Source organism: Variovorax sp. GW822-FHT04E09, from assembly GCF_058800845.1.
Genome location: NZ_JBXAMR010000003.1, coordinates 122299 through 146652, shown reverse-complemented (window position 1 = coordinate 146652; position 24354 = coordinate 122299). Strand labels below are relative to the sequence as shown.

Below are 24354 nucleotides of genomic sequence, written 5' to 3'. Positions count from 1 at the left end.
AAAGCCCATTCGGGCGGCGCTCGGTTGCTACGGCTTGGGAAAGAGGTACGCGCCGGCCGCAGGTTTGAGAAGGGGCTTGAGTTCGGTGAACGGCAGCGCCACCGTGGTGCCGAGGCAGGCGCCGAGCGCATGCGGCACGCCGCTGACCGCGACGGCCAACGCATCGCGCCCGCGGGTGCGCTCGAAATGCAACGCCAGGTACTCGGGCCACACCTCGTCGCAACCCGTGGACTGCGGGTCTGCAGACGCGGCGGACTGGGGCCCACGTCCCTCTGCCTTCAGCTTCTTCCCGATCAGCGCCATGAGCGTCTGGCTCGGCACGAACCCGTCCGGCGTCCTGGTGAACGCGCGGAACAGGCGATCGAAGTCGAGGTACTCGCCACGGACCAGGTCGAGTGTGTAGGGCGCGTAGTGGTTGTGGGGATGGGCGCCGCCGCAGTCGGCGCTTCCCGATTCGACGACGCTCATCAGCGTCGGACCGAGAAAGGTGACGCGCACCGATTCCGCGTCGTAGTTTCCCAGCGAGCCGGCCGCCGGGTGCGTCGCGGTGTAAAGGGTGGCCTTGCATTCGAGCGCGGCGAGGCTGAGCTGTCCGTGCCTGCGCGCGAGGATGGCGTTGACCTTCTCGACCACGCGCGCATTCGGGTGTCGCGTGAGCCGCGGATAGGAAAAGCGCGTGCGCGGATCGATGACCATGCGCCATGCCACCGCTCCGCGGACGTGCTCCGCGCCTTGCTTGAGCGGGGTCTGCAGCTTCAGGTGGTCGTAGGGGGCCGTCTCGATGGAAACCGGTGCGTCCGAAGCCGCGCCAGTGGTGTTGCCTGGCGGGATGGCGCGCGTCACTGGTGCGGTTGCGCCGGGATTCTGGTCCGGGTCGTACTGGCGAACTTGCCGAAGCTCGAACGCGACGTTCTGCTTGCCAGGGCCATCGCTCCAGCTTCCGGCAAAGGTGCCGTCGATCACCTGGCCGCGCCATGTCGGACCCGGCTGTCGGGTCTGCGCGTCTTCGAACAACGGCGCGTTGCCGCCTTGTGCCGCCCGGTACATCGCCTCGCCCTGGATCGGGAGGGCTTCCACGAGCTTCGTCGCCGGCCCTGAGAGCGGAATGTCGACACCGTGGCGGCGATAGAAATACCGCCCGCCGCCGGAGGCATTCACTTCGAGCACGACCTCGCTGGTGCCGAGGGTGCCTTGGTAGACCGTACGGACTTCTGCCAGGGCCGGCATCGCCGACCCGAGCAATGTCGCCCACGCGAGGAGGAGTCGGGTCGCGTTGCGCATATCGGAGTTCCTTCCGCTACGAGGCCGTTTCCAGCCAGTGCGTGATCCGCCCGTTGTGCATCACGCCGATGCGGTCAGCCATCGCATGCGCCTCGGCCTCGTTGTGCGTGACCAGGATCGCGGTCTGGCCGGCCTTCTTCAGGATGCCGCGCACCTCGGCGGTCAGGCGCTCGCGCGTGCCGCCGTCGAGGTTGGAAAACGGTTCGTCCAACAACAGCAAGGCGGGCGAGGGCGCCAGCGCGCGGGCCAGTGCGATGCGCTGCTGCTGGCCACCCGACAGCTCGTGCGGGTAGCGCTCACCGGCCTCGGCCAGGCCGACCAGCGCGAGCATCTCGGCCACGCGCGCCTGCTGCGCCGCGCGGCCCAGGCGGCGCAGGCCGAAGGCCACGTTCCTGGCGGCCGACAGGTGCGGGAACAGCGCGTACTCCTGGAACATCATGCCCACGCGCCGCTGCTCGGGCGGCAGGTGCTTCTGGGGCGACGACAGCAGCGTGTCGCCGAGGCGGATGGTGCCGTCGCGCACGGGCTCGAAGCCGGCGATGGCGCGCAGCACCGTGGTCTTGCCGCAGCCCGAGGGGCCGAACAGGCAGGCGATCTCGCCCGCGGCTAGGTCCAGCGAAAAGCCGTCGACCACCGTGTGCGGGCCGCGCGGCGTGTCGTACGCGAGTTGGAGCGAGTCGAGATGAAGCGGGGAACTCATGCGGGGTCCGTGTCGGGAGGCGTCACCGCCGGTGTCGTGCCGAGCTGGTTGCGCGCCAGCAGCACCACCGGCAGCAGGCCGGCGACCACGATGGCCAGCGCGGCGATCGCGCCTTCCTCGTAGGTGCCGCGCGCGGCCTCGGCGTAGAGCCAGGTGGCGAGGGTGTCGAAGTTGGCCGGTCGCAGCAGCAGCGTGGCCGGCAGCTCCTTCATGGCGTCGACGAAGACCAGCAGCGCGCCCGCCGCGATGGCGGGCTGCAGCAGGGGAAGGTGCACGCGGCGCAGCGTGCCGCCGGTGGTTTCGCCGAGCAGGCGCGAGGCCTGCTCGATGGCCGGCGGAATGCGCGCCAGCCCGGCCTCGATGCCGCCCACGGGCATCGCAAGGAAACGGATGGCGCAGGCCATGACCAGCACGATGCCCGCGCCCATCAGCGGCAGGCCCTGCCAGCCCATCGCACCTGCCAGCGCCGCGTCGAAGGCCAAGGCCGGCGTCAGCAGGCCGATGGCGAGCACCGTGCCCGGCACCGCGTAGCCCAGCGTCGCCGCGCGCGCCTGCCAGCGTGCGCGGTTGAGGCTGGTGCCCTGGCTGCGCGAGGCCCAGGCCACGACCAGCCCCGCCGCCACGGCCACCACCGTCACGCCGGCCGCCAGCGCCAGCGTGTTGCCCAGGCTGGCCACGAGGCCCTGCGAAATGCCGCCGCCCTGGTGCAGCCGCTTGCCGCTTTCCCAGACCAGGTACAGCGCGGGCGCGACAAAGCCGATCAGCACCGGCAGCGCCGCCGTCGCGGTCGCCGCCCAGGCCGCGCCGCCGTGCAGGCGCCGGGGCTGCACCGCGCGCATGCGCTGCGCGGAGCCGAAGCGCTGGTGCTGGCGGCCGTTGCGCTCGAGCCAGACCAGCGCCACCACCACGAACAACATCGCGCAGGCGATCTGCGCGGCGCCGGCCAGGTCGGAGCGCGTGATCCAGGTGGTGTAGACCGCCACCGTCAGCGTGTTCACGCCGAGGAATTCGGAGGCGCCGATGTCGTTGAGCGTCTCGAGCAGTGCCAGGCTCAGGCCGACGGCCAGCGCCGGCCGTGCCAGCGGCAGGGCCACGCGAAAGAAGGCGCCGCGCCGGTTCTCGCCCAGCGTGCGCGCCGCTTCCAGCAGGTGCGCCGGCTGGGTCATGAACATCGCGCGCGCCGTCATGTAGACGTACGGGTAGAGCACGAAGCCCAGCACGAAGATCGCGCCCGGCATCGAACGCAGGTCGGGCAGGCGGAACTGGCGCGGGCTGTCGAAGCCCAGCATCCAGCGGATCGCGCCCTGCACGGGGCCGATGGGGTGAAGCAGGTCGAGGTAGGCGAAGGCGACGATGTAGGTCGGCATCGCCAGCGGCAGCAGCAGTGCCCAGTTGAGCACGCCGCGACCGGGGAAATCATGCGCCGTGACCAGCCAGGCACAGCCGGTGCCGATCACGAGGACGAGGGTGCCGACGCCCGCGAGCAGCAGCGCCGTGTTGAGCGCCGCCTGCGGCAGCACATGCGCGAACAGCGGCCCCCAGTGGCCGACGCCCGAGCCGAACGCGAGCCAGGCCAGCGTGAGCACCGGCGCGAGCACGCCGAGCGCGATCAGGAACGACGCGCAGCGCCATGCCGGGCCCGCGGCGCGCAGGCCCGGCGGCTGGCGCCGCGCAATCAGCATTCAGTTGCCGGCAAGGTGTGCCCGGCCATGCAAGGTCACTGGTCGAAGCCGACCTTGTCGACGAGGGCGCTGGCCTGCTTGCGGTACTTGGCAATCTCGGTCAGCGGCAGCGGGTCGACCTTCAGTTCGCCGATGGACTGACCGATGATCGGGTCGAGGGCCACGCCCTTGCGCACCGGGTATTCGTAGTTGGCGTCGGCGTACAGCGCCTGGGCCGGTTCCGACACCAGGAACTCGAGCAGCTTGACCGCGTTGGCGCGTTGCGGCGCGTTCTTGGCCACGGCCGCGCCGCTGATGTTCACGTGCGTGCCGCCGCTCTTGGCGCTGGCGAAGGTCGGGCGGATCACCTTGATGGCGTCGCCCCACTTGCGCGCGTCGGTGCCTTCCTTGGCGCTCTTCATCTGGCCCACGTAGTACGAGTTGGCCACGCCGATGTCGCAGATGCCGCCGAGGATGTCGCGCGCCACATCGCGGTCGCCGCCGGTGGCCTTGCGCGCCAGGTTGCCCTTGACGCCGCGCAGCCACTGCTCGGTCTTGGCCTCGCCGTCGTGCGCGATCATCGCGGCCACCAGGGCCGTGTTGTAGGGGTGCTGGCCGGCGCGGATGCAGACCTTGCCCTTGTACTTCGGGTTGGCCAGGTCTTCGTAGCGGAAACTGGTCAGCGGCTGGTTCTTGTCGGCGTACAGCACGCGCGCGCGCAGCGAGAGCGCGAACCACTGGCCGTCGGCGCCGCGCAGGTTGGCCGGAATGGCCGATTCGAGCGCGGCCGACTTCACCGGCTGCGTCACGCCGCCTTCGACGAGGTCGACGAGGTTGCCGATGTCCACCGTCATCAGCACGTCGGCCGGCGAGCGGGCGCCTTCGGCCTTCACGCGCTCCAGCAGGCCGTCCTTCACGAACACCGTGTTGACCTTGATCTTGCTCTGCGCGCTGAACGCCGAGATCAGCGGCTGGATCAGCGCCGGCTCGCGCGTCGTGTAGAGCGTGAGCTCGTCATTGGCGGCGTGCGCGGGCAGGGCGGTGAGGGCGAGCCAGGCGGCAGAAACGCCGAGGAGGGCGTGCGCCACGCGGCCCTGGGGGCCGGAACGGTCGGTCATGAAGGATCCTCCAGGTGCGGTGAGGTGTTCTAGAAAATGCATCGGCGACGGCGGGTGCGTCGCTGATGCGAACAATTATCACTGACAGGGAGGAGCGGGTTTTCCTTTTGGCTTACAGCTTGAGGGCCTACTTGAAACGCCTCACCGCCCCGCCGGCACCTCGAACACCAGGCACGTCGTCGTCGCATGCGCATACAGCGTGCCGTCCGCCCCGACCAGCCGCGCCTCGGCGGTCGCGAGCTGCTTGCCGCAGTGGATCACCTTGCCCTCGGCGCGCACGCGCTGCACCTTCGGCGTGAGGCCCTTGACGTAGTTCACGCTGAGTTCGGCCGTCGTGTACGCGCGACCGGGCGGCATCATGGTGTGGACCGAGCAGCCCAGCGCCGAGTCGAGCATCGTGGCGACCCAGCCGCCGTGGATGGTGCCCAGCGGGTTCAGGTGTTGCGGCAGCGGCGTGCCCTGGAAGATGGCGACGCCCTTGCTGACCGAGACGATGGTGAAGTCCAGCGTCTTGGCGATGGCGGCGTAGGGAATCTCGCCGTTGAGCATGGCCTGCATGACCTCCAGGCCGGTCTTGCCGGCGACCTGCTCGGGGCGCGCGAGCCCGGGGCCGGGGCCGTTCTCGAGGCGCTCGGCGATCTGCCGCTCTTCGGCGATCCATGCGTCGAGCAGATGGGAAGGGGTGTCGGTGAAAGCTTGCTGCGTCATGCCTGTGTTCCTGCTGGGGGCTTTGCGGGGAAGGGTTGATTGCATATGCAATAGTTGCACATACAATAATACCCCATGGACACACCCACCCAACCCCGCGGCTGCACCAGCTTCAAGACGCGACAGCTGATGCGTCGCCTGACGCAGCACTACGACGCCGAGGTGTCGCGCAGCGGCCTCAAGACCACGCAGTACTCGCTGCTGTCGCACCTCAAGCGCCTGGGCCCGATGCGCCCGGTCGACCTGGCGGGCGAGCTGAAGATGACCGCCTCTACGCTGAGCCGCAACCTGCAGCCGCTCATTACCGCGGGCTGGGTGGCGCAAGTGGCGGGTGCCGACGCGCGCAGCCGGCTGGTGTCGCTCACCGACGCCGGCGACGCCAAGTGGCGCGAAGCGCAGCAGCACTGGAAGACGGCGCAGCTCAAGCTCAATGCGCTGCTCGGCGTGGAGCGCGTGCTGGCGCTGCATGCGCTCATCGACGAGTCGCTCGCGCTGCTGGGCACGGGCGAGCCGGCCGACGTGCAGGACTGACGCTTCCCGCCACCCCCACAACAAACACTTTCCGCGTCTACGCAGCCGCGCGGCCGGATTTCCTGTCTCTTCGTTTCCTCCCCGACCCATTCCAACAGTTCCAGAGGTCCCATGTTCGCCACCCACGTCTCCGCATGGCTGCAGCGCCGCGGCATCCACTACGGCTGGATCGTCGCCGCCGTCACCTTCCTGACCATGCTCACCATGTCGGCCGCGCTCGGCCTGCCGGGCGCGATGATGAAGCCGCTCGGCGAGGAGTTCGGCTGGAGCACCGAGCAGATCTCGTCCGCGCTCGCGCTGCGCTTTGCGCTGTTCGGCCTCATGGGTCCGTTCGCCGCGGTGCTGATGGAGCGCTACGGCCTGCGCGCGGTGATGTGCGCCGGCCTCACGCTGGTCGGGCTGGGCATGGCGCTGGTCACCACGGCCTCGCAGCTGTGGCAGCTGTTCGTACTGTGGAGCCTGATGCTCGGCCTGGGCACCGGCATGACGGCGCTGGTGCTGGGCGCCGTGGTGGCCAACCGCTGGTTCGTCGCGCGGCGCGGCCTGGTCGTGGGCATGCTCACGGCCAGCGCAGCCACCGGCCAGCTGGCCTTCCTGCCGCTGGCGGCCTGGATGATCGAGCACTGGGGCTGGCGCTCGGCCATCGTGCCGATCGTGGTGGGCAGCGTGGTGATCGCGCTGCTCGCGCTGTGCCTGGTGCGCAACCGGCCGTCGGACATCGGCCTGCAGCCCTACGGTGAAGCGCCCGGCACTCAGCCGGCACAGGCGCCCGCCTTCACGATGAACTTCGCCACGCCGTTTCGCGTGCTGCGCGAGGTGGCGACCAACCGCACCTTCCTGATCCTGGCCGGCACCTTCTTCATCTGCGGCCTGAGCACCAACGGCCTGGTGCAGACGCACTTCATCTCGCTGTGCGGCGACTACGGCATGAGCGCCGTGCCCGCCGCCTCGGTGCTCGCGATGATGGGCGCCTTCGACTTCGTCGGCACCATCCTGTCGGGCTGGCTCTCCGACCGCTACGACAACCGCAAGCTGCTCTTCTGGTACTACGGCCTGCGCGGGCTGTCGCTGTTCTGGCTGCCGCATTCGGAATTCACGATCTACGGCCTGGGCCTGTTCGCGATGTTCTACGGGCTGGACTGGATCGCCACCGTGCCGCCGACCGTCAAGCTCGCGGGCGCCGCTTTCGGCCCCGCCAAGGTCGGGCTGGTGTTCGGCTGGATCTTCGCGGCCCACCAGCTGGGCGCGGCCACCGCGGCCTACGGCGCGGGCTTTGCGCGCACGCTGCTGCTGACCTACACGCCCGCGCTGTACACGGCCGGCGCGGCCTGCCTGTTCGCGGCGGTGATCGTCATGGCGATCCGCCGTCCCGCCAAGACCGCCGCCGCACCGGCCGCGGCCAGCACCAACGCCGCTGCGCGCGCCTGACCGCCGGAGACCCGCATGACCACCACGCAACAAGCGAACGGCGACCTCGACCCGCGCACGCGCCGCCTGCTCGAGGCGCCCATCATCCCCACGCTGCTGCGGCTGGCCGCGCCCAATGTGCTCGTGATGCTGGCGCAGGCCTCCGTCGGGCTCATCGAAACGTACTTCGTCGGCAAGATCGGCACCGACGCGCTGGCCGGCATGGCGCTGGTGTTCCCCATCGTCATGCTGATGCAGATGACCTCCAGCGGCGCGATGGGCGGCGGCATCGCCTCGTCGATCGCGCGTGCGCTGGGCGCGCGCCGCCGGGGCGACGCCGATGCGCTGGTGTGGCACGCGGTGGTCATCGCGATCGGCTTCGGCCTGTGCTTCACGCTCGCGCTGCTGCTGGGCGGGCGCTGGCTCTACGGCGTGATGGGCGGCACCGGCGCGGCGCTGGAAGCCGCGCTCACGTACTCGAACTGGGTGTTCGCGGGCGCGGTACTCGTGTGGCTGTTCAACTCGCTGTCCGCCATCATCCGCGGCACCGGCAACATGGCGGTGCCGGCCAACGTGACGGTGGTGGGCGTGGTGTTCCTCATTCCGGCGTCGCCGCTCCTGATCTTCGGCATCGGGCCGTGGGGCGGCATGGGCATCGCGGGCGGGGCGCTGGCGTTGCTGCTGTACTACCTGCTGGGCTCGCTCGCGCTCATCGCCTACCTGCGCTCGCCGCGCAGCCTGCTGCGGCCCACGCTGGCGGCGTTCCAGATGCGCTGGCCGCTGTTCCGCGACATCCTGCGCATCGGGCTGGTGGGCACGGTGTCGACCGTGGCGACGAACCTGTCGATCGGTATCGCCACCGCACTCACCGGCCATTTCGGCGCGGGCGCGCTGGCCGGCTACGGCACCGCGTCGCGGCTCGAGTACCTGTTGGTGCCGCTGGTGTTTGGCCTCGGTGCGCCGCTGGTCGCGATGGTCGGCACCTGCATGGGCGCGGGGCTGCGCGAGCGCGCGCTGCGTGCCACCTGGGCCGGTGCGGCGCTGGCCTTCGGCATGGCCGAGGTCATCGGGCTGGCCGCCGCGCTGTTCCCGCGTCCGTGGCTGATGCTGTTCGGCCACGACCCCGTGATGCTCGAGACCGGCGCACACTACCTGCGCGTGGTGGGGCCGCTGTACGGTTTCTTCGGCGTCGGGCTGGTGCTGTACTTCGCCTCGCAGGGTGCGGGCCGGCTGCTGTGGCCGGTGCTCGGCAACATCGCGCGGCTCGCCGTTGCGGGCACGGGCGGCTGGCTGGCGCTGCGCTGGGGCGGCGGGCTCACCGGCGTGTTCGCGGCGCAGGGCGTGGCGCTGGTGGTGTACGGCATCGTCATCGCCTCGGCCATCGCGGGCGGTGCGTGGTTCGGCCGCGTCGGCTGGCCGCGCACGACCCAAGGGTTGCTGCGCCGCGTGGCGCAGGCCTGAAGCGCTCACTTTTTCTTTTCATCAACGAAAGGCTCGCCATGCAGATCAAGGATTCCGTCGTCTTCATCACCGGTGCCAACCGGGGGCTCGGCCTGGCGTTCGCCAAGGCGGCACTCGCGGCCGGCGCACGCAAGGTCTACGGGGCCGCGCGCGACCCGAAGAGCGTCACGCTCGCGGGCGTCGTGCCCGTGGCGCTCGACGTGACGCAGCCCGCGCAGATCGAGGCCGCGGTGCGCGCCTGCGGCGACGTGACGCTGCTGGTCAACAACGCGGGCATCTCGCGCGGATCGAGCTTCCTGGGTTCGGCCGACGCAGTGGCCGCGGCGCGCGCCGAGTTCGAGACCAACTTCTTCGGCCCCTGGGCGCTCACGCAGGCCTTTGCGCCGGTGCTCGCGTCGAACGGCGGCGGTGCGGTCCTCAACGTGCTGTCGGCCCTGGCCTGGACGACGTTCCCCGGCGTGGCGACCTACAGCGCCACCAAGTCGGCGGCCTGGTCGCTCAGCAACGGCTTGCGCAACGAACTGGCGGGGCAGGGCACGCAGGTCACGAGCTTGCACGTGGCGCTCATGGACACCGACATGGCGGCGCGCCTGCCTGGCCCCAAGACCTCGCCTGACGACGCGGCGCGCCAGGCGCTGGCGGGCGTGGAAGCGGGGCTGCCCGAGGTGCTGGCCGATGAGGTCACGCGCCAACTCAAGCAGAGCCTGTCGACCGAGCGGCCCGCGTATGCGAGCCCGCCGGTCTGAAGTGCGTCAATAGCGATAGGGGTTGTTCGGGCGACGGTCGTAGCGGTTGGGCACACCGTCACCGTCGTTGTCCCGGCGGCCGTGGCGACGGCCTTCCCAATCGCGGCGGCCATGGTCGTAGTAACCGTGGCGACGCGGACCGTCGTAGTAGCCCGGGTGGTAGTGGCGCGGGGGCGGCGGCGGGGCGTAGTAGTGATGGCGCGGCGGCGGCGCGGGCGTCACGTACACCTGGGCCTGGATGAACGGGCCGCCGGCCTGGGCATGGGCCGGCGCGGTGAGGGCGGCCAGCGACAGCAGGGCGGCAGCACCGAAGGCGAATGTCAGCTTTTTCATGGCGACTCCTGGGGAGTGATTGCGATGCCTCATCGTCGCGCCATTATGTGAAGTTCTTGTAAGCCGGAAGCGAAATCGCATGAAGAGCTGTAAGCCGCTGCGCTCGCGCTTTTTCAGCGTTGCGGGGCCGGCAGCATGCGCCGCAAGGCTTCGAAGAACAGATCGGACTGTTCCCGCTCGCCCTGGATCTGCGCCGCCACGTGCGCGGCCAGCTTGGCGTTGACGGGCACCAGCGGGCGTCCGGTCGATTGCGCGATCACCTGGTGCAGGCAGGCGCGCTCCAGGTAGTACAGGTCGTCGTAGGCATGCGCGATGGTGCCGCCCGCCACGATCACGCCGTGGTTCGCGAGAAAGGCCACGTCCTTGCCGGCCATGGCGCGCGCGATGCGCTCGCCTTCGGCGTCGTCCAGTGCCAGGCCGTTGTACTCGGCGTCGATGGCGATGCGGTTCATGTAGCGCATGGCGTTCTGGCTGGCGGTCGGGTCGAGCGCGCGGTCGACCGTGAGCGTCAGCGCCGTCGCATAGGGCATGTGGCAATGCAGCACCACGGCGTGGCCCGTGAGCCGGTGCACCGCGCCATGGATGAAGAGGGCGGTGGGCTCCACGCGGTGGCGGCCCGCGAGCACTTCGCCGTGCACGTCGATCAGCACGATGTCGTCCGGGCCGATCTCGCTCCAGTGCAGCCCGCGCGGGTTGATCAGGTAGCGGTCCTGCGCGCCCGGCAGCAACACGCTGAAATGGTTGCACACACCTTCGGACAGCCCGTGGTGGGCCGCGGCGCGCAATGCGAGCGCGAGGTCTTCGCGCAACTGGCGCACGGCGGGGCTGGCGTATTCGGAATCGGCGGACATCGCGGGGGTCTCCTTCTTTCTTGTGGTGGATGGGTCTTGTCGGATCAGGCTTGGAGCAGCCCGGCCCAGGCCGCCACGAAGCGCTGCGCGTCCTCGCGCACGGCGGCGGCGGTCTTGCCGGGCTTGTAGAGCGACGAGCCGATGCCGAAGCCGGCCGCGCCGGCCGCACGCCACGTGCCCATGTTGTCCGGCGAAATGCCGCCCACGGGCATCACGGGCGTGCCGGCCGGCAGCACCGCGAGCAGGGCCTTGACCACGGCGGGCGAGGCCAGCTCGGCCGGGAACAGCTTGAGCCCCGTGGCGCCGGCCGCGAGCGCGCCGAAGGCTTCGGTCGGCGTCATCACGCCGGGCAGGCAGGCCATGCCCAGGCGCGCGGCCTCGGCGATGACGTCGGCATTGAAGTTGGGCGACACGATCAGCTCGCCGCCGGCCGCATGCACCTCGCGCACCTGCTTGGCGTCGAGCACGGTGCCCGCGCCGACCAGCGCGTTCGGAAAGCGCTGGCGCATCAGCGCGATGCTCTCCAGCGGCTGCGGCGAATTGAGCGGCACTTCGAGCAGCCGGAAGCCGGGCTCGACGATGGCGTCGCCCACGTCGGCGGCTTCGGCGGGCGAGAGGCCGCGCAGGATGGCCACGAGCGGCAGGGCCTGCATCGCGGCGTTGAATTTGTCGAGGGGCGTGGTCATGGGGCGGGTGTCCTGTCGGTGTCGAGAAAGCCGGACAGCGTGTGCAGTCCGGCCCAGGTGGCTTCGGCGCCGAGCGTGCGCGTGGCGACGCCGGTGGCGCGCAGGGCCAGGGTGTAGCGTTGGGTGAGGGCGGAAGAGCCGATCAGCACGACCTCGCCGACGGCCTGTACCGATTGCGTGCGCAGCTCTTCGCCGATGAGCAGGCCCGACAGGTAGCTCGACAGCTCTTCTTTCGGCATGCGTTCGAACAGCGCGAGCGTGCGGGTGCCGAAGGCGTTGTGCAGCAGGCCGTGGCCGTTCTCGGAGCGCGTCACGCCTTCGAGGAACGCGGCTTCGTCGAGCGGCGCCGCGGCATCGAGCGTGCGCCCCAGGATCGAGTGCTGGCTCAGCAGCGCGTAGAACTCGCCCGTCATGTAGGTGCGAAAGCCGGCGACGCGGCCCTTCTTGACCGTGGCCCATTTGTTGTGGGTGCCGGGCAGCACGAAGACGCCGTCGTCCAGGCCGGTGATCGTCATGGCGCCGAGGATCTGCACCTCTTCGCCGCGCATCACGTCGGGCACGCCGGCATGCTCGTCGCTGAGGCCCGGCACGATGGCGATGCGCGCGCCGGGGATGGCGTCTGTGGCGATGATGCTGCGGCCTACTTCGACGCGGCCTGCGGGGCAGGGGCAGTAGGGCGCTTCGACCCAGCCCTGCTTGCTGCCGGCCATGCCGGAGATCAGGCAGCGCGTGTCTTCCAGGCGCATCCAGTCGCCGAACAGCGACTCGAACACGGCAGGAAAGCCGCCCTCGGGCACGGTGAGGATGCCGCGGGCGTCGCTGCGCTCTTCGATGACCTGCCCGCTCGGGTCGAGCAATGCACCGCGTAGCGAGCTTGTGCCCCAGTCGATGGCGATGAGTCTTGTCATGTCTGTCGTCTGTTGCGTTTCGAGAGTCGGTTCGGGGCGCGTGCCCAGGACACCGGGTACTTCCCTCCGCGGATGTCCCCCGGGCTTCGCCCTCCTCCTTGATTTCGCTGCGGGAAGCACCCAGTGCCCTGTGCACGAGAGGCGCTGTCGTGGTGCTGGCCGATCAACAACTGCTCTGAACCCGCTCACGTCGACGGGGTGCCTTGCGCAGCGAAATCAAGGAGGAGCCCGAAGGGCGGGGACATTCGCAGAGCAAGGTACCCCGTCGGCGGGAGCGCGCCCTGGATCTCTCCAAATCAGTGATTGTCTCGCGGCACAAAAGCCCCACGACGACCACGCAGAAAGGCCAGGTCCGCTCCCTGGTCGGCCTGCAGCACCGTGTCGACGTACAGCTTCCAGTACCCCGAGTCCAGCGGGGCCTTGGGCGCCACCCAGTTCGCGCGGCGCTTCGCCAGTTCCTCGTCGCTCACATGCAGGTGCAGCTTGCGATTCGGCACGTCGAGCTCGACGATGTCGCCGTCCTGCACCAGCGCCAGCGGGCCGCCCGCAGCCGCTTCAGGCGCCGTGTGCAGAACGACGGTGCCGTAGGCCGTGCCGCTCATGCGCGCGTCGCTGATGCGGACCATGTCCGTGATGCCCTTGCGCAGCACCTTCGGCGGCAACGGCATGTTGCCGGCCTCGGCCATGCCGGGGTAGCCCTTGGGGCCGCAGTTCTTGAGCACCATGATGCAGTGCTCGTCGATGTCCAGGTTCTCGTCGTCGATGCGCTTGTGCAGGTCGTCGGCGCTCTCGAAGACGACGGCGCGGCCCTTGTGCACCAGCAGCTCGGGTGTGGCCGCGCTGGGCTTGATGATGGCGCCGTTGGGCGCGAGGTTGCCGCGCAGCACGCAGATGCCGGCCTTGTCCTTGAAGGGCTCGGCCTGGGTGCGGATGACCTGCGGGTTGTAGTTCTCGGCATCCTTCACGTTCTCCCACACGCTCTGGCCGGTGACGGTGAGGATGTCCTTGTGCAGGTGGTCGGCGATTTCCTTGATGACCACCGGCAGGCCGCCCGCGTAGCAGAAGTCTTCCATCAGGAACTGGCCCGACGGCTGCAGGTTCACGAGGCAGGGCAGGTCGGCTGCGAGGCGGTCGAAGTCGTCGAGCGTGAGGTCGACACCGATGCGGCCCGCAATGGCCAGCAGGTGGATCACGAAGTTGGTCGAGCCGCCGATGGCCGCGTTGACCTTGATCGCGTTCTCGATCGCTTCGCGTGTGAGGATCTTCGACATGTTCATGTCTTCATGCACCATGTCGACGATGCGCCGGCCCGCCTGGCGCGCGAGTACGTTGCGACGGCCGTCGACGGCAGGGTAGGCCGCATTGCCCGGCAGGCCGATGCCCAGCGACTCGACCATGCTGGCCATGGTGCTGGCGGTACCCATCGTCATGCAGTGGCCGTGGCTGCGGTGCATGCAGCTCTCGGCCTCGAAGAAGTCCTGCAGCTTGAGCGTGCCGGCGCGCACCTGTTCGCTCATCTGCCACACGCCGGTGCCCGAGCCCAGCTCCTGGCCGCGCCACTTGCCCGAGAGCATCGGGCCGCCCGAGACGCCGATGGTCGGCAGGTCGACGCTGGCCGCGCCCATCATCAGCGCGGGCGTGGTCTTGTCGCAGCCCATGAGCAGCACCACGCCGTCGAGCGGGTTGCCGCGGATGCTTTCTTCGACGTCCATGCTCGCGAGATTGCGGTACAGCATGGCGGTGGGGCGCAGCAGCGTTTCTCCGAGCGACATCACGGGGAACTCGAGCGGGAAGCCGCCCGCTTCGTACACGCCGATCTTCACCTGCTCGGCGAGCGTGCGGAAGTGCGAGTTGCAGGGCGTGAGTTCACTGAAGGTGTTGCAGATACCGATCACCGGGCGACCGTCGAACTGGTCGTGCGGCACGCCCTTGCCCTTCATCCAGCTGCGGTAGATGAAACCGTCGCGGTCATGGCGTCCGAACCACTGCTGGCTGCGCAGTTCGCTGGCGGGCTTTTTCTTCGGGGCGTTGCTCATGGGATGTGTCTCTTCGTCGTTGATGCTTCGCGGAAATCCTCAGGGTTTTTCCTGCGGGACGACCGTTTCAATCATCATATGATAAGCGTGACGAGCTGTCGCGCATTCAGGGTTTTCGAGTGGCCGGCACAGGCAGGAGCTGCCTGAATCCGGCCCCGATACGGGCAGGCAAACAGGCACCGGGCACCACCAGAACCACACACCCACAGGCAGGCATGATCAAGAACGTTCACGGCAACACGGTCGACCGCATCGGCAGCGACATCGTCGCGGGCCGCTATGCGCCCGGCGCGTCGATTCCGCCGGAGCCGCTCTTGTGCGAAGAGCTCGGCGTGAGCCGGACCGTGGTGCGCGAATCGATCAAGTCGCTGATCGCCAAGGGCCTGGTGACCAGCGGCCCCAAGGTGGGCACGCGCGTGCAGCCGCCCGACCAATGGAACTGGTTCGACGCCGACGTCATCGTCTGGCAGACGCAGGCGGGCCTGTCGGCCGAGTTCCTGCGCGACCTGCAGGACCTGCGGCGCGTGGTCGAGCCCGCCGCGGTGGCGTTGGCCGCCCAGCGCGCCACCGCCGAAGACATCGCCGACATGGAAGACGCCTACGCGGGCATGAAGCGCGCCATCGAGTTCGGCGGCGACTACATCACGCCCGACCTGCGCTTTCACCAGGGCCTCATCCGCTCCAGCCACAACCGCATGCTGGTGCAGATGAGCCGTGCGCTGGGCGCGCTGCTGCGCACCAGCTTCGAGATTTCGACCACCCGCAAGAACGGGCCCGCGAGTTCGCTGCCGCTGCACCGCGCGGTGCTCGACGCCGTCATCGCGCGCGATCCGGCCGCCGCCGAGAAAGCCGTGCTGGTGCTCATCGACGGTGCGCGCCACGACATCGAGACGGTGCTGGCCTCGCGCAAGAAGATTCCGCGCATCAGCCGCCCGGCGACGCAGCTGAAGGCCTTCCCGCTCTAGACGCGGCGGCCGCGCAGACATCCCATAACAACACTGGAAAGTCAGGAGACGCAGATGCTGATGCAAAGGGCAATCGACGGATTTTTTCGCCTGCTGGAGTTCCTCGTCGTCGTGTGCATGGTGGCGATGGTCGTCATGGTGTTCGGCAACGTGGTGCTGCGCTACGGTTTCAACTCGGGCATTTCGGTGTCGGACGAGATGTCGCGCTACTGCTTCATCTGGCTCACCTACATCGGTGCCATGGTGGCCATGCGCGACGGCGCGCACCTGGGTGTCGACACGCTCATCAAGCACCTGCCGCTCATGGGCAAGAAGGTCTGCTTCTTCCTGAGCCAGTCGCTCATGCTGTTCTGCAACGTGCTCTTCTTCATGGGCACCTACGAGATGCACGAGCTGCAGGTGACCAACATCTCGCCCGTGGTGGGCATCTCGATGATCTGGGTCTACGGCATCGGCTACGTGGTGTCGGTGGTGATGGCCCTCTTCAACATCGACAAGCTCTGGCGATTGTTCAGGGGCCGGGTGCCCGACCAGGAGCTGATCCAGATCATGGAATCCGAAGAACAGGTGCTCGACGCCGCCGCACACGGGAAGGTGGCGCAATGACTGTCACGATCTTCATCGTCTCCCTGCTCGGCGCCATGGCACTGGGCATTCCGATCTCGTATTCGCTGCTGGTGTGCGGCGTCTCGCTGATGGGCTGGCTGGCCTACACCGGCGGCCTGCCGGCCTTCGACAGCCAGATCATCGCGCAGCGTTTTGTCGACGGTGCCGACAACTTTCCGCTGCTCGCGGTGCCGTTCTTCCTGCTCGCCGGCGAGTTCATGAATGCGGGCGGGCTCAGCCGGCGCATCGTGAACCTGGCGATGGCCTGGGTCGGCCACTACCGCGGCGGCATGGGCTATGTGGCGGTGCTGGCCGCGATCATCATGGCCTCGCTGTCGGGCTCGGCCGTGGCCGACACGGCCGCGCTGGCCGCGCTCCTCATCCCGATGATGAAGGCCGCCGGCTACCAGATGAACCGCTCGGCCGGCCTCATTGCCGCGGGCGGCATCATCGCGCCGGTGATCCCGCCATCGATCGGGCTCATCGTGTTCGGCGTGGCGGGCAACGTGTCGATCACCAAGCTGTTTCTCGCAGGCATCGTGCCCGGCATCCTGATGGGGCTCGCGGTGGGCGTGGCCTGGTGGATCGTGGCCCGGAAGGACAACGTGAAGTCCTCGCCGCGCGTGCCCTGGGGCGAGCGGCTGAAGGTCACGGCGCAGGGCAGCCTGGCGCTGGCACTGCCGATCATCATCATCGGCGGCATGAAGTTCGGCGTCTTCACGCCGACCGAAGCCGCCGTGGTCGCGGCCGTCTATTCGCTCGTGGTGGGCCTCTTCATCTACGGCGAGCTCAAGGTCAAAGACCTGTACCGCCTCACGCTCGCGGCGGGCAAGACCACCGCGGTGGTGATGTTCCTCGTGGCCGCCGCGATGGTGAGCGCCTGGCTCATCACGGTGGCCAACATCCCGACCGAGGTGGTGTCGCTGCTGGAGCCCTTCCTGGACAACAAGACGCTGCTGATGTTCGTGATGATGGTGCTGATCGTCATCGTGGGCACTGCGCTCGACTTCACGCCCACCGTGCTCATCCTCACGCCGGTGCTGATGCCGGTGGTGCTCAAGGCCGGCATCGACCCGGTGTACTTCGGCGTGCTGTTCATCATGAACAACGCCATCGGCCTGATCACGCCGCCCGTGGGCACGGTGCTCAACGTGGTGAGCGGCGTGGCGCGCATCTCGATGGACGATGCCTTCAAGGGCGTGATGCCCTTCTTCATCGCCCACCTGGTGGTGCTGTTCACGCTGGTGTTCTTCCCGCAGCTCGTGACCGTTCCGCTCCAGTGGTGGATGGGGCGCTAGTTTTTCTTTTTTCCTGTCAGTCAGTTCGTTCAACCAACCCCTCGAATCGAAGGAGACAAGCATGTTGTTTCGCAGAACCCTGATGACCGCCGCCCTCGTGGCCGGCGGCCTGCTGGCGTCGACCGGCGCCCTCGCGCAATTTGCCGAACGCACGATCAAGTTCACCAACGGCGTGAACGAAGACCACCCCGTGGGCGTGGGCGTGAAGAAGATGCAGGAGGTGCTGGCGGCCAAGACCGGCGGCAAGATGAAGATCACGGCCTTCTGGGGCGGCGCCGCGGGCGGCGACCTGCCGGCCACGCAGGCGCTGCGCGCCGGCACGCAGGAAATGGTGTGCACGTCGAGCTCGCCGCTGGTGGGCATCGTGAAGGAACTCGGCGCCTTCGACCTGCCGTTCCTGTTCGCCAACGAGAAGGAGGCCGACGCGGTGCTCGACGGCCCCGCGGGCGAGTACTTCAACAAGAAGCTCGAAGCCGCCGGCCTCGTCAACCTGGCCTACTGGGAGAACGGCTTCCGCAACCTCACCAACAGCAAGAAGCCCGTGGCCAAGGCCGAGGACTTCGAAGGCGTGAAGCTGCGTGTGATGCAGAACAACATCTTCCTCGACTCGTTCAAGACCCTGGGCGCCAACGCCGTGCCCATGGCCTTCGGCGAGGTGTTCACCGCGCTGGAGACCCGCACCATCGACGGCCAGGAGAACCCCTTCGTGACCATCGAGACCTCCAAGTTCAGCGAGGTCCAGAAGTACCTGAGCGTGACGCGCCACGCCTACACGCCCTTCCTCATCCTCTACAGCAAGAAGCTCTGGGACCAGCTCAACCCGCAGGAGCAGGCGGTGCTGCGCGAGGCCGCGAAGGAAGGCCAGAAGGTCCAGCGCGAAGCCAACCGCGCGCTCAACGAGAAGTCGCTTGCCAGCCTGCGCAAGACCATGACGGTGAACGAAGTCTCGGCGGCCGAGCAGAAGCGCATGCTGGAAAAGGTCAAGCCCGTGTACGACAAGAACGTGCCCAACATCGGCACGGAAGCCGTGGGCGTGGTCACCGACGCGCTGAAGAAGGCGCGCGGGGGCTGATCGAGGCGTTCGGCCATGCGCTGAATGTGTGCAAGAGCCGCGCGGCATACGCCGCTGCGGCTTTTTCTTTTTGCGGAACCCCTTTCATGAAAATCACGCAAGTCGAAACCATCCGCCTCGGCGAATTTCCCAACATCCTGTGGGTGCGCCTGCACACCGACGAGGGCCTGGTCGGCCTCGGCGAGACCTTCATGGGCGCCGAAGCGGTCGAGGCCTACCTGCACGAATGGGCGGCGCTGAAGCTGCTGGGCACCGACCCGCTGCAGATCGAGGCGCGCAACCGCGACATCACGGGCTACCTGGGCTGGCGCGGATCGGGCGTGGAAACGCGCGGCAACTCGGCCGTCGACATCGCGCTGTGGGACCTGTTCGGCAAGGCCGCCAACATGCCGGTGCACACGGCGCTGGGCGGCAAGAGCCGCGATGCGATCCGCATCTACAACACCTGCGCCGGCTACCAGTACATCCGCAGCGCCACCAACCAGACCAGCTCGAACTGGGGCCTGGCCAACAACAACGGGCCGTACGAAGACCTGCAGGGCTTCCTGCACCATGCCGACGAACTGGCCGAGTCGCTGCTGTCCGAAGGCATCACGGCCATGAAGATCTGGCCTTTCGATCCGGCGGCGGAAAAGAGCCACGGGCAGTACATCAGCAACGCCGATCTCGACACCGCGCTGGAGCCCTTCCGCAAGATCCGCAAAGCGGTGGGCGGCAAGATGGACATCATGGTCGAGTTCCACAGCCTGTGGCGGCTGCCGATGGCGCAGAAGATCGCGCGCGCGCTGCAGGAGTTCGACACCTTCTGGCACGAAGACGCGATCCGCATGGACAGCCTGGACCTGCTCAAGCAGTACGCGAAGGACTGCCAGGCGCTCGTCTGCGCCAGCGAAACGCTGAGCTACAAGTGGGGCTTCAAGGATTACCTGCAGACCGGCGTGGCCGGGGTCGCGATGCTCGACCTGAGCTGGTGCGGCGGCCTCACCGAGGCGCGCAAGATCGCGGCCATGGCCGACGCCTGGCAGCTGCCCGTGGCACCGCATGACTGCACGGGGCCGGTGGTCTGGGCCGCGTCCACGCACCTGAGCCTGCACGCGCCCAACGCGCTCATCCAGGAGAGCGTGCGCGCCTTCTTCACCGGCTGGTACAAGGAGCTCGTCACCGAGTTGCCGAAGGTCGAGAACGGCATGATCAGCCTCAACGACAAGCCCGGCCTGGGCCTGGAGCTGCTGCCCGACCTGCACAAGCGCGCTGACGCGATCGTGCGGGTGTCGAAGGCGGCGTAGGGGCGTCGCTATCAGCGGTTGTCGTCGGTGCGCAGCCGCAGCAGGGCGCGCACGAAGCCGTGATCCGAGCGCGAGCGGTCGCGGCCTTCGTGCAGGTGGTCGTTGAAGTAGTCGACGCGGCGCACGTCGCCCAGGCTGTGGCGGCTGCTGGCGACGAACTCCTCGCTCACCAGGATCTGGTCGAGCACATCCGGGAAGCCCTGGTGGATGTGCGAATAGGCCACGTCCTTCTTGAGTGCCGACTCGCCCTGCATCTCGTAGGCGTTGAACAGCGCCACGTCGCGCGCGGCCTTGTCATAGGCCACTTCGGAGGTCGCGGCCACCAGCTGCGTGGTCACGCTGTGCGGGTTGTCGTTGAAGTCGCCCATCACCACCAGCGGCACGTTGGTGCCCTGCAGCAGGTCGATCACGATGCAGCGCAGGGCCGCGGCCTCGGCGCCGCGCATCAGCAGCGAGCGCAGCGAGGCCATGGCGCCGATCTTGCGGTCGTCGCGGTCTTCGAGGGCGTTGCCTTGCGCGTCCTGCAGGAACTTGGGGCGCTTGGACTTCAGGTGCACCGTCAGCACATGCACCTGCTGGCCGTGCTTCATGCGCACGATGGCCAGCAGGGGCGGGCGCTCGAAGCGCGTGTGCGGGCCGATCCCCGGCACCTCGACGCCGAAGCCCGCGGGAAAGTCGACGAAGGACTGCACGCTGTCCACCTGCAGCCGCGTGACGATGCCGACGCGCGGCGTGCCCTGTGCGCCCGGCCGCCCGGGCGTGCCCGGCGGGCTGCCGGGCGGCGGCGAGTTCTCGGCGCCCGGCACCGAGACGAAGTCGTAGCGCAGCCCGCTGCGGCCGATGGCGGCCTTCAGCGCGGCCTCGTCCCAGACCTCCTGCACCGCGAGCACGTCGGCATTGAGCGCGTGGATGCGTTCGCCGATCCAGTCGATCTTGCGTTCGTATTCGCGCTCGTTGTAGGCGTCCTGGTTCTCGTAGTACACGCGGTTGGGGTTCGCGAGATTGAGCAGGTTGCAGGTCGCGACGAAGAGCGTGGCGTAGTTGGGCGGGATGTATGGCATGGAAACGCGATTGTGTCCCGGGTTAGGATTTCAAGCTGAGGTGCGCCCGCCATGTCGTCCATGTCATTCGATGGCGAGGCCGGCCGCAAGAAACAACAACGAAACCGGGGAGCCGCCCAGCGCGGAATGCATGAAGCTCATCCATCTCACCTCCTGCGCCGTGGCGGCGCTGCTCGTTGCGGGCTGCGCGTCCAGGAGCCATCCGTCGATGTCCTTCGGCGGCAGCCTTGTCGAACACAGCCTGCTGCGCGTCGAGGACCATGTGTCCTTTGCCCTGGAAGATGGGCCCGAGACGCGCAACTTCACTGTCGCGTGCAATGCGCCCCAGGCGTGGTTGCTCTACTCCGACCTGCGCACCGGCCGCAGCTATCCGGTGACCGGCCGGCGGTATGGCGTGCGCAAGGAACTGGACGAGCGCCAGGCATTGGCCCTGAAAGCGCAGCCGGCGGTCGAACGCGCATGCCGCGCGACCCCGCCCGATTGGCGCGAGGTGCAACGCCGCGCAGACGGCACATTCACGCTCATCGACATCGCAAGCGTCGAGACCTCCGAGGGCGCCTTGCTCTTCTGGGGCGCGTTCGACTATCCGCGCATGGACTTCGACCTGCCTTACCGGGCACCCTTTGGGCAGAAGCGCGAGCGCTTCAGGCTCGCGTGCCCATCGCAATCCTATGCCCAGGTGAGCGGATTCGACATCGACGAGCGCGGCCGCGTCACGGACGGCCGGGTTGAAGGTGACAGGGCGAAGTCGTACACGGTCGGCGGCGACACGAATGCGGACTACAAGGCGCTCTTCAAGGCGGCCTGCAGCGGTGCTTCGGCAGGGCAGGCGTTGCCTGCCTTCACTTCTCGCGCCAAGGCGCTGCCTGATCCCGCAGGCCTGACGCCGCTGAGCCCGGCGGTGATGAAGGCTGTTTCCCAGCTGGGGCTTCCACCGGCGCCCAAGCGCCTGAAGCGCGTCGTGCTCGAAGGCACATGGACCCGCGACGGGAAGACGACGCCGACCCGCAATGAGCTCCAGATTGCGCCGGATGCGACAGCTTCTATGTTCCGAACCCGGACGAAGACCGGCACAGGCCCCGCGGACGGCACGCGGTCGCAGACCGCTTCATTCCTGGGCCTGATCGACTTGAGCAGCTTCGTCAACTTTCTTCCTGGCTCCGACACGATCAGCCAGGCCATGACCGATCTCACGTTGACGGGCGACTGGCAACGCATGGCCGTGGGCTCGGAGTTGCGCTACGAGACGAAGAAACTGAGCTTGTTCAGCATGATCGGCGGAGTGACCTACGACTACACGACGGTCTGCAAGGTCGTCGGCGTGAGCGCGGCTGCCGAGCTTCATCCTGCCCTGAGTGGCGACGCCAGGCGCCTGGAGTGCCGCATGCAGCCCGATTCGCTCGAACGGACCGACACCTACGTCTATCTGAACGACTACGGTTACGCCCTGCAGCTTCGGGAGGCCGCAGCCAAGCCGCCTTCAGAAGGCATCAAGAAGATCACTGCAGTCGAACAGTGAACGCAGCCGCGGCGCATCGGCGCACGCTGCTGCACGGCCTTGGTCTGGCCGTGGCCTGCGCAGGCGCGCTGGTTCCCGTGGCCCGGATGCAGGCGGCGCCGCCGCGCTGACGGCTGCTCCTGCGGGAGCTCAAAAGAAAAGGGCACCGAGGTGCCCTTTTTCAGTTTCCGGGTGGCGTGCCACCCGCGGTGTCTTGTCAGCGACCGAACGAACGGCCACCGCCGCCGCCGGAGCGGCCACCACCGCCACCGCCGTAGCCACCACCACCGCCACCCGAGCGGCCACCGCCGCCCGAACGGTTGCCGCCGTAGCCGCCACCGCCGCCCGGACGGCCGCCGCGACCGCGACCACCCATGTGGTCGACGCTCGTGCGCAACGGGTCCGGCTGGCCGGCGCCGCCGCCTGCGACGGCTTCAGCGCGCAGGTGCGCGACCTGGTTGGCCTGCGTCGGGCTGTGGCTGTTGCCGTGATGGCGCGGTTGGCGCTCTTCGTGCGGTGCGTGGTGATGCGGCTGCTGCGGTGCGCGCGGCTGGCCTTGCTGCGGACCGCGGCCCTGTGCCGGACGGGCTGCGCCCTGGCCGCGCGGGCCCTGGCCCTGGCCTTGGCCGCCACCGTTGGCATTGCGGCCTTGGCCGCCGCCACCCTGGCCGCCACCACGGCGTTGACCGCCGCCATTGCCGCCGCCACCACCGCCGTTGCCGCCACCCTGGCCGGCCTTGTTCTCACGGATGCGCGACATCATTTCGGTGCGGGCGGCCTTGGCGGCTGCCTGCATGACTTCGCGGCTCGGCGGACGGCCGGCGCCGCCCCAGATCGTCTGGCGACCCATGGCGATCGGCTCGGCGCGTTCGCCTTCTTCAGGACCGAAGCCCTCGACCTTCTGCACCGGGATCGTCTGCTTCGTGAAGCGTTCGATTTCCTGCATGAAGCCTTCTTCGTCCAGGCACACGAAGCTCACGGCCTCGCCGCTCGAACCGGCGCGGCCGGTGCGGCCGATGCGGTGCACGTAGTCTTCGCTGACGTTCGGAATCTCGTAGTTCACGACGTGCGGCAGCTCGTCGATGTCGATGCCGCGCGCGGCGATGTCGGTGGCCACCAGGGCGCGGATGTCGCCGCTCTTGAAGCCGGCCAGCGCCTGCGTGCGGGCGCTCTGGCTCTTGTTGCCGTGCAGCGCCATCGCCTCGATGCCGTTCTTGGTGAGGAACTCGGCCACGCTGTTGGCGCCGAACTTGGTGCGCGTGAACACGAGCACCTGGCTCCACTTGTTCTCGTTGATGATGTGCGCGAGCAGCGCCTTCTTCTTGCCGCGGCCCACGGGGTGGATCACCTGCGTGATGCGCTGCACCGTGGTGTTGCGCGGCGTGACCTGGATGCTCTGCGGGTTCTTGAGCAGCGAGCCGGCGAGGTCGCGGATCTCGTCGCTGAAGGTGGCCGAGAACAGCAGGCTCTGCTTTTCCTTGGGCACCAGGGCCAGGATCTTCTTCACGTCGTGGATGAAGCCCATGTCCAGCATGCGGTCGGCTTCGTCCAGGATCAGCATCTGGACCTGGCTCAGGTCGAGCATGCCTTGCTGCTGCAGGTCGAGCAGGCGGCCGGGGGTGGCCACGAGGATGTCGACACCCTTCTTGAGCTTGCTGATCTGCGGGTTCATGCCCACGCCGCCGAAGATCACGGTGGAGTCGAGTTGCAGGTACTTGCCGTAGGTGCGCACCGACTCTTCGACCTGGGCCGCGAGTTCGCGCGTGGGGGTCAGCACGAGGGCACGGATGCCGATGCCGCCGAACTTGTTGGTGGCGCTGCGGCTCATGGTGAGCTTGTGCAGCATCGGCAGGGTGAAGGCCGCGGTCTTGCCGGTGCCGGTCTGGGCGCCGCCCAGCAGGTCGTGGCCGTCGAGGACCACGGGAATGGCTTGCGCCTGGATGGGGGTGGGGGTGTCGTAGCCGTGCTCGTGCACAGCCTTCAAGATGGCGGGAGCCAGCTTCAGTTCGTCAAAATTCATTGTGGAAACAACAAGCGCCATACACGGCGCAGTGGCATCGGCCCGCCAGGCGTCGTTTTGGGGTGACGCCGAGCCAGTCAAGGCAGATGAAGGTCAGGGGTGGGAGCCGGAAGACCCGCGG

General features: G+C 68.3%; 22 protein-coding genes. 10 read left to right on the top strand and 12 right to left on the bottom strand.

Going from position 1 to position 24354, the window contains the following annotated elements; genetic code table 11:
• Positions 1 to 27: 27 nt before the first annotated feature.
• The 5 genes from AC1RL8_RS12835 to AC1RL8_RS12815 form a co-directional block, all read right to left on the bottom strand.
• Complete coding sequence (locus AC1RL8_RS12835) at positions 28 to 1281, bottom strand: hypothetical protein (protein WP_492684468.1); 1254 nt, start codon at positions 1279 to 1281, stop codon at positions 28 to 30.
• 16 nt (positions 1282 to 1297) lie between these two features.
• Positions 1298 to 1981, bottom strand: coding sequence for an ABC transporter ATP-binding protein (locus AC1RL8_RS12830; RefSeq protein WP_492684467.1), 684 nt, complete (start codon positions 1979 to 1981; stop codon positions 1298 to 1300).
• Positions 1978 to 3663, bottom strand: a complete 1686-nt coding sequence (locus AC1RL8_RS12825) for an ABC transporter permease (RefSeq protein ID WP_369646254.1) — start codon at positions 3661 to 3663, stop codon at positions 1978 to 1980. The genes AC1RL8_RS12830 and AC1RL8_RS12825 overlap by 4 nt, the downstream gene beginning before the upstream one ends.
• Positions 3664 to 3698: 35 nt before the next feature.
• A complete protein-coding gene (locus AC1RL8_RS12820; RefSeq protein ID WP_062480133.1) occupies positions 3699 to 4760 on the bottom strand; it encodes a Fe(3+) ABC transporter substrate-binding protein in 1062 nt (353 codons plus the stop codon).
• A gap of 141 nt (positions 4761 to 4901) precedes the next feature.
• Positions 4902 to 5468: a PaaI family thioesterase gene (locus AC1RL8_RS12815; RefSeq protein WP_307696067.1), complete on the bottom strand. Its 567-nt coding sequence runs from the start codon at positions 5466 to 5468 to the stop codon at positions 4902 to 4904.
• A gap of 75 nt (positions 5469 to 5543) precedes the next feature.
• On the opposite strand from AC1RL8_RS12815, the gene AC1RL8_RS12810 reads away from it, so the two are divergent.
• The 4 genes from AC1RL8_RS12810 to AC1RL8_RS12795 all read left to right on the top strand — a co-directional run bounded on the left by AC1RL8_RS12810 (position 5544) and on the right by AC1RL8_RS12795 (position 9613).
• Positions 5544 to 5999: a MarR family winged helix-turn-helix transcriptional regulator gene (locus AC1RL8_RS12810; protein ID WP_159270852.1), complete on the top strand. Its 456-nt coding sequence runs from the start codon at positions 5544 to 5546 to the stop codon at positions 5997 to 5999.
• 111 nt (positions 6000 to 6110) lie between these two features.
• Positions 6111 to 7427, top strand: a complete 1317-nt coding sequence (locus AC1RL8_RS12805) for an MFS transporter (protein ID WP_492684466.1) — start codon at positions 6111 to 6113, stop codon at positions 7425 to 7427.
• Positions 7428 to 7442: 15 nt separating this feature from the next.
• Entirely contained in the window at positions 7443 to 8867 is a 1425-nt protein-coding gene (locus tag AC1RL8_RS12800) for an MATE family efflux transporter (RefSeq protein WP_492684465.1), read from the top strand.
• A 38-nt stretch (positions 8868 to 8905) separates the two neighbouring features.
• Positions 8906 to 9613: an SDR family oxidoreductase gene (locus tag AC1RL8_RS12795; protein WP_492684464.1), complete on the top strand. Its 708-nt coding sequence runs from the start codon at positions 8906 to 8908 to the stop codon at positions 9611 to 9613.
• A 6-nt stretch (positions 9614 to 9619) separates the two neighbouring features.
• On the opposite strand, the gene AC1RL8_RS12790 is transcribed toward AC1RL8_RS12795, so the two are convergent.
• From AC1RL8_RS12790 to AC1RL8_RS12770, 5 genes are all read right to left on the bottom strand, one after another.
• Positions 9620 to 9946 (bottom strand): hypothetical protein, encoded by a 327-nt coding sequence (locus AC1RL8_RS12790; RefSeq protein ID WP_095746254.1) that lies wholly within the window; start codon positions 9944 to 9946, stop codon positions 9620 to 9622.
• A 113-nt stretch (positions 9947 to 10059) separates the two neighbouring features.
• The gene (locus AC1RL8_RS12785) at positions 10060 to 10797 is read right to left on the bottom strand and encodes an aldolase (RefSeq protein ID WP_095746253.1); all 738 of its coding nucleotides are present in this window, start codon (positions 10795 to 10797) and stop codon (positions 10060 to 10062) included.
• A gap of 44 nt (positions 10798 to 10841) precedes the next feature.
• Entirely contained in the window at positions 10842 to 11483 is a 642-nt protein-coding gene (locus AC1RL8_RS12780; RefSeq protein WP_492684462.1) for a 2-dehydro-3-deoxy-6-phosphogalactonate aldolase, read from the bottom strand.
• Complete coding sequence (locus tag AC1RL8_RS12775; protein ID WP_159270856.1) at positions 11480 to 12391, bottom strand: 2-dehydro-3-deoxygalactonokinase; 912 nt, start codon at positions 12389 to 12391, stop codon at positions 11480 to 11482. The genes AC1RL8_RS12780 and AC1RL8_RS12775 overlap by 4 nt, the downstream gene beginning before the upstream one ends.
• A gap of 296 nt (positions 12392 to 12687) precedes the next feature.
• Entirely contained in the window at positions 12688 to 14427 is a 1740-nt protein-coding gene (locus tag AC1RL8_RS12770) for an IlvD/Edd family dehydratase (RefSeq protein WP_492684461.1), read from the bottom strand.
• A gap of 215 nt (positions 14428 to 14642) precedes the next feature.
• Here AC1RL8_RS12770 and AC1RL8_RS12765 point away from each other — a divergent pair, with 215 nt between their 5' ends.
• The 5 genes from AC1RL8_RS12765 to AC1RL8_RS12745 all read left to right on the top strand — a co-directional run bounded on the left by AC1RL8_RS12765 (position 14643) and on the right by AC1RL8_RS12745 (position 19654).
• Positions 14643 to 15392: a FadR/GntR family transcriptional regulator gene (locus AC1RL8_RS12765; protein ID WP_062476018.1), complete on the top strand. Its 750-nt coding sequence runs from the start codon at positions 14643 to 14645 to the stop codon at positions 15390 to 15392.
• Positions 15393 to 15452: 60 nt separating this feature from the next.
• Positions 15453 to 15998: a TRAP transporter small permease gene (locus AC1RL8_RS12760; protein WP_062476027.1), complete on the top strand. Its 546-nt coding sequence runs from the start codon at positions 15453 to 15455 to the stop codon at positions 15996 to 15998.
• The gene (locus tag AC1RL8_RS12755; protein WP_070062487.1) at positions 15995 to 17296 is read left to right on the top strand and encodes a TRAP transporter large permease; all 1302 of its coding nucleotides are present in this window, start codon (positions 15995 to 15997) and stop codon (positions 17294 to 17296) included. Before AC1RL8_RS12760 ends, AC1RL8_RS12755 begins: the two co-directional genes overlap by 4 nt.
• A gap of 61 nt (positions 17297 to 17357) precedes the next feature.
• Positions 17358 to 18368 (top strand): TRAP transporter substrate-binding protein, encoded by a 1011-nt coding sequence (locus tag AC1RL8_RS12750; RefSeq protein ID WP_062476013.1) that lies wholly within the window; start codon positions 17358 to 17360, stop codon positions 18366 to 18368.
• Positions 18369 to 18454: 86 nt separating this feature from the next.
• Positions 18455 to 19654 (top strand): mandelate racemase/muconate lactonizing enzyme family protein, encoded by a 1200-nt coding sequence (locus tag AC1RL8_RS12745; RefSeq protein ID WP_492684460.1) that lies wholly within the window; start codon positions 18455 to 18457, stop codon positions 19652 to 19654.
• A gap of 11 nt (positions 19655 to 19665) precedes the next feature.
• Here AC1RL8_RS12745 and AC1RL8_RS12740 read toward each other — a convergent pair whose 3' ends face one another.
• Positions 19666 to 20715, bottom strand: a complete 1050-nt coding sequence (locus AC1RL8_RS12740) for an endonuclease/exonuclease/phosphatase family protein (RefSeq protein WP_492684459.1) — start codon at positions 20713 to 20715, stop codon at positions 19666 to 19668.
• 130 nt (positions 20716 to 20845) lie between these two features.
• Here AC1RL8_RS12740 and AC1RL8_RS12735 point away from each other — a divergent pair, with 130 nt between their 5' ends.
• Complete coding sequence (locus AC1RL8_RS12735; RefSeq protein WP_492684458.1) at positions 20846 to 22234, top strand: hypothetical protein; 1389 nt, start codon at positions 20846 to 20848, stop codon at positions 22232 to 22234.
• A gap of 196 nt (positions 22235 to 22430) precedes the next feature.
• On the opposite strand, the gene AC1RL8_RS12730 is transcribed toward AC1RL8_RS12735, so the two are convergent.
• Positions 22431 to 24233 carry a DEAD/DEAH box helicase gene (locus AC1RL8_RS12730; RefSeq protein WP_062476001.1) on the bottom strand — a complete coding sequence of 601 codons (1803 nt, stop codon included), beginning with the start codon at positions 24231 to 24233 and terminating at the stop codon, positions 22431 to 22433.
• Positions 24234 to 24354: the final 121 nt, after the last annotated feature.

Bases quoted from the DNA above. Each gene is read 5' to 3' on its own strand.
- AC1RL8_RS12835 (WP_492684468.1), bottom strand. From the start codon at position 1,281: ATGCGCAACGCGACCCGACTCCTCCTCGCGTGGGCGACATTGCTCGGG.
- AC1RL8_RS12830 (WP_492684467.1), bottom strand. From the start codon at position 1,981: ATGAGTTCCCCGCTTCATCTCGACTCGCTCCAACTCGCGTACGACACG.
- AC1RL8_RS12825 (WP_369646254.1), bottom strand. From the start codon at position 3,663: ATGCTGATTGCGCGGCGCCAGCCGCCGGGCCTGCGCGCCGCGGGCCCG.
- AC1RL8_RS12820 (WP_062480133.1), bottom strand. From the start codon at position 4,760: ATGACCGACCGTTCCGGCCCCCAGGGCCGCGTGGCGCACGCCCTCCTC.
- AC1RL8_RS12815 (WP_307696067.1), bottom strand. From the start codon at position 5,468: ATGACGCAGCAAGCTTTCACCGACACCCCTTCCCATCTGCTCGACGCA.
- AC1RL8_RS12810 (WP_159270852.1), top strand. From the start codon at position 5,544: ATGGACACACCCACCCAACCCCGCGGCTGCACCAGCTTCAAGACGCGA.
- AC1RL8_RS12805 (WP_492684466.1), top strand. From the start codon at position 6,111: ATGTTCGCCACCCACGTCTCCGCATGGCTGCAGCGCCGCGGCATCCAC.
- AC1RL8_RS12800 (WP_492684465.1), top strand. From the start codon at position 7,443: ATGACCACCACGCAACAAGCGAACGGCGACCTCGACCCGCGCACGCGC.
- AC1RL8_RS12795 (WP_492684464.1), top strand. From the start codon at position 8,906: ATGCAGATCAAGGATTCCGTCGTCTTCATCACCGGTGCCAACCGGGGG.
- AC1RL8_RS12790 (WP_095746254.1), bottom strand. From the start codon at position 9,946: ATGAAAAAGCTGACATTCGCCTTCGGTGCTGCCGCCCTGCTGTCGCTG.
- AC1RL8_RS12785 (WP_095746253.1), bottom strand. From the start codon at position 10,797: ATGTCCGCCGATTCCGAATACGCCAGCCCCGCCGTGCGCCAGTTGCGC.
- AC1RL8_RS12780 (WP_492684462.1), bottom strand. From the start codon at position 11,483: ATGACCACGCCCCTCGACAAATTCAACGCCGCGATGCAGGCCCTGCCG.
- AC1RL8_RS12775 (WP_159270856.1), bottom strand. From the start codon at position 12,391: ATGACAAGACTCATCGCCATCGACTGGGGCACAAGCTCGCTACGCGGT.
- AC1RL8_RS12770 (WP_492684461.1), bottom strand. From the start codon at position 14,427: ATGAGCAACGCCCCGAAGAAAAAGCCCGCCAGCGAACTGCGCAGCCAG.
- AC1RL8_RS12765 (WP_062476018.1), top strand. From the start codon at position 14,643: ATGATCAAGAACGTTCACGGCAACACGGTCGACCGCATCGGCAGCGAC.
- AC1RL8_RS12760 (WP_062476027.1), top strand. From the start codon at position 15,453: ATGCAAAGGGCAATCGACGGATTTTTTCGCCTGCTGGAGTTCCTCGTC.
- AC1RL8_RS12755 (WP_070062487.1), top strand. From the start codon at position 15,995: ATGACTGTCACGATCTTCATCGTCTCCCTGCTCGGCGCCATGGCACTG.
- AC1RL8_RS12750 (WP_062476013.1), top strand. From the start codon at position 17,358: ATGTTGTTTCGCAGAACCCTGATGACCGCCGCCCTCGTGGCCGGCGGC.
- AC1RL8_RS12745 (WP_492684460.1), top strand. From the start codon at position 18,455: ATGAAAATCACGCAAGTCGAAACCATCCGCCTCGGCGAATTTCCCAAC.
- AC1RL8_RS12740 (WP_492684459.1), bottom strand. From the start codon at position 20,715: ATGCCATACATCCCGCCCAACTACGCCACGCTCTTCGTCGCGACCTGC.
- AC1RL8_RS12735 (WP_492684458.1), top strand. From the start codon at position 20,846: ATGAAGCTCATCCATCTCACCTCCTGCGCCGTGGCGGCGCTGCTCGTT.
- AC1RL8_RS12730 (WP_062476001.1), bottom strand. From the start codon at position 24,233: ATGAATTTTGACGAACTGAAGCTGGCTCCCGCCATCTTGAAGGCTGTG.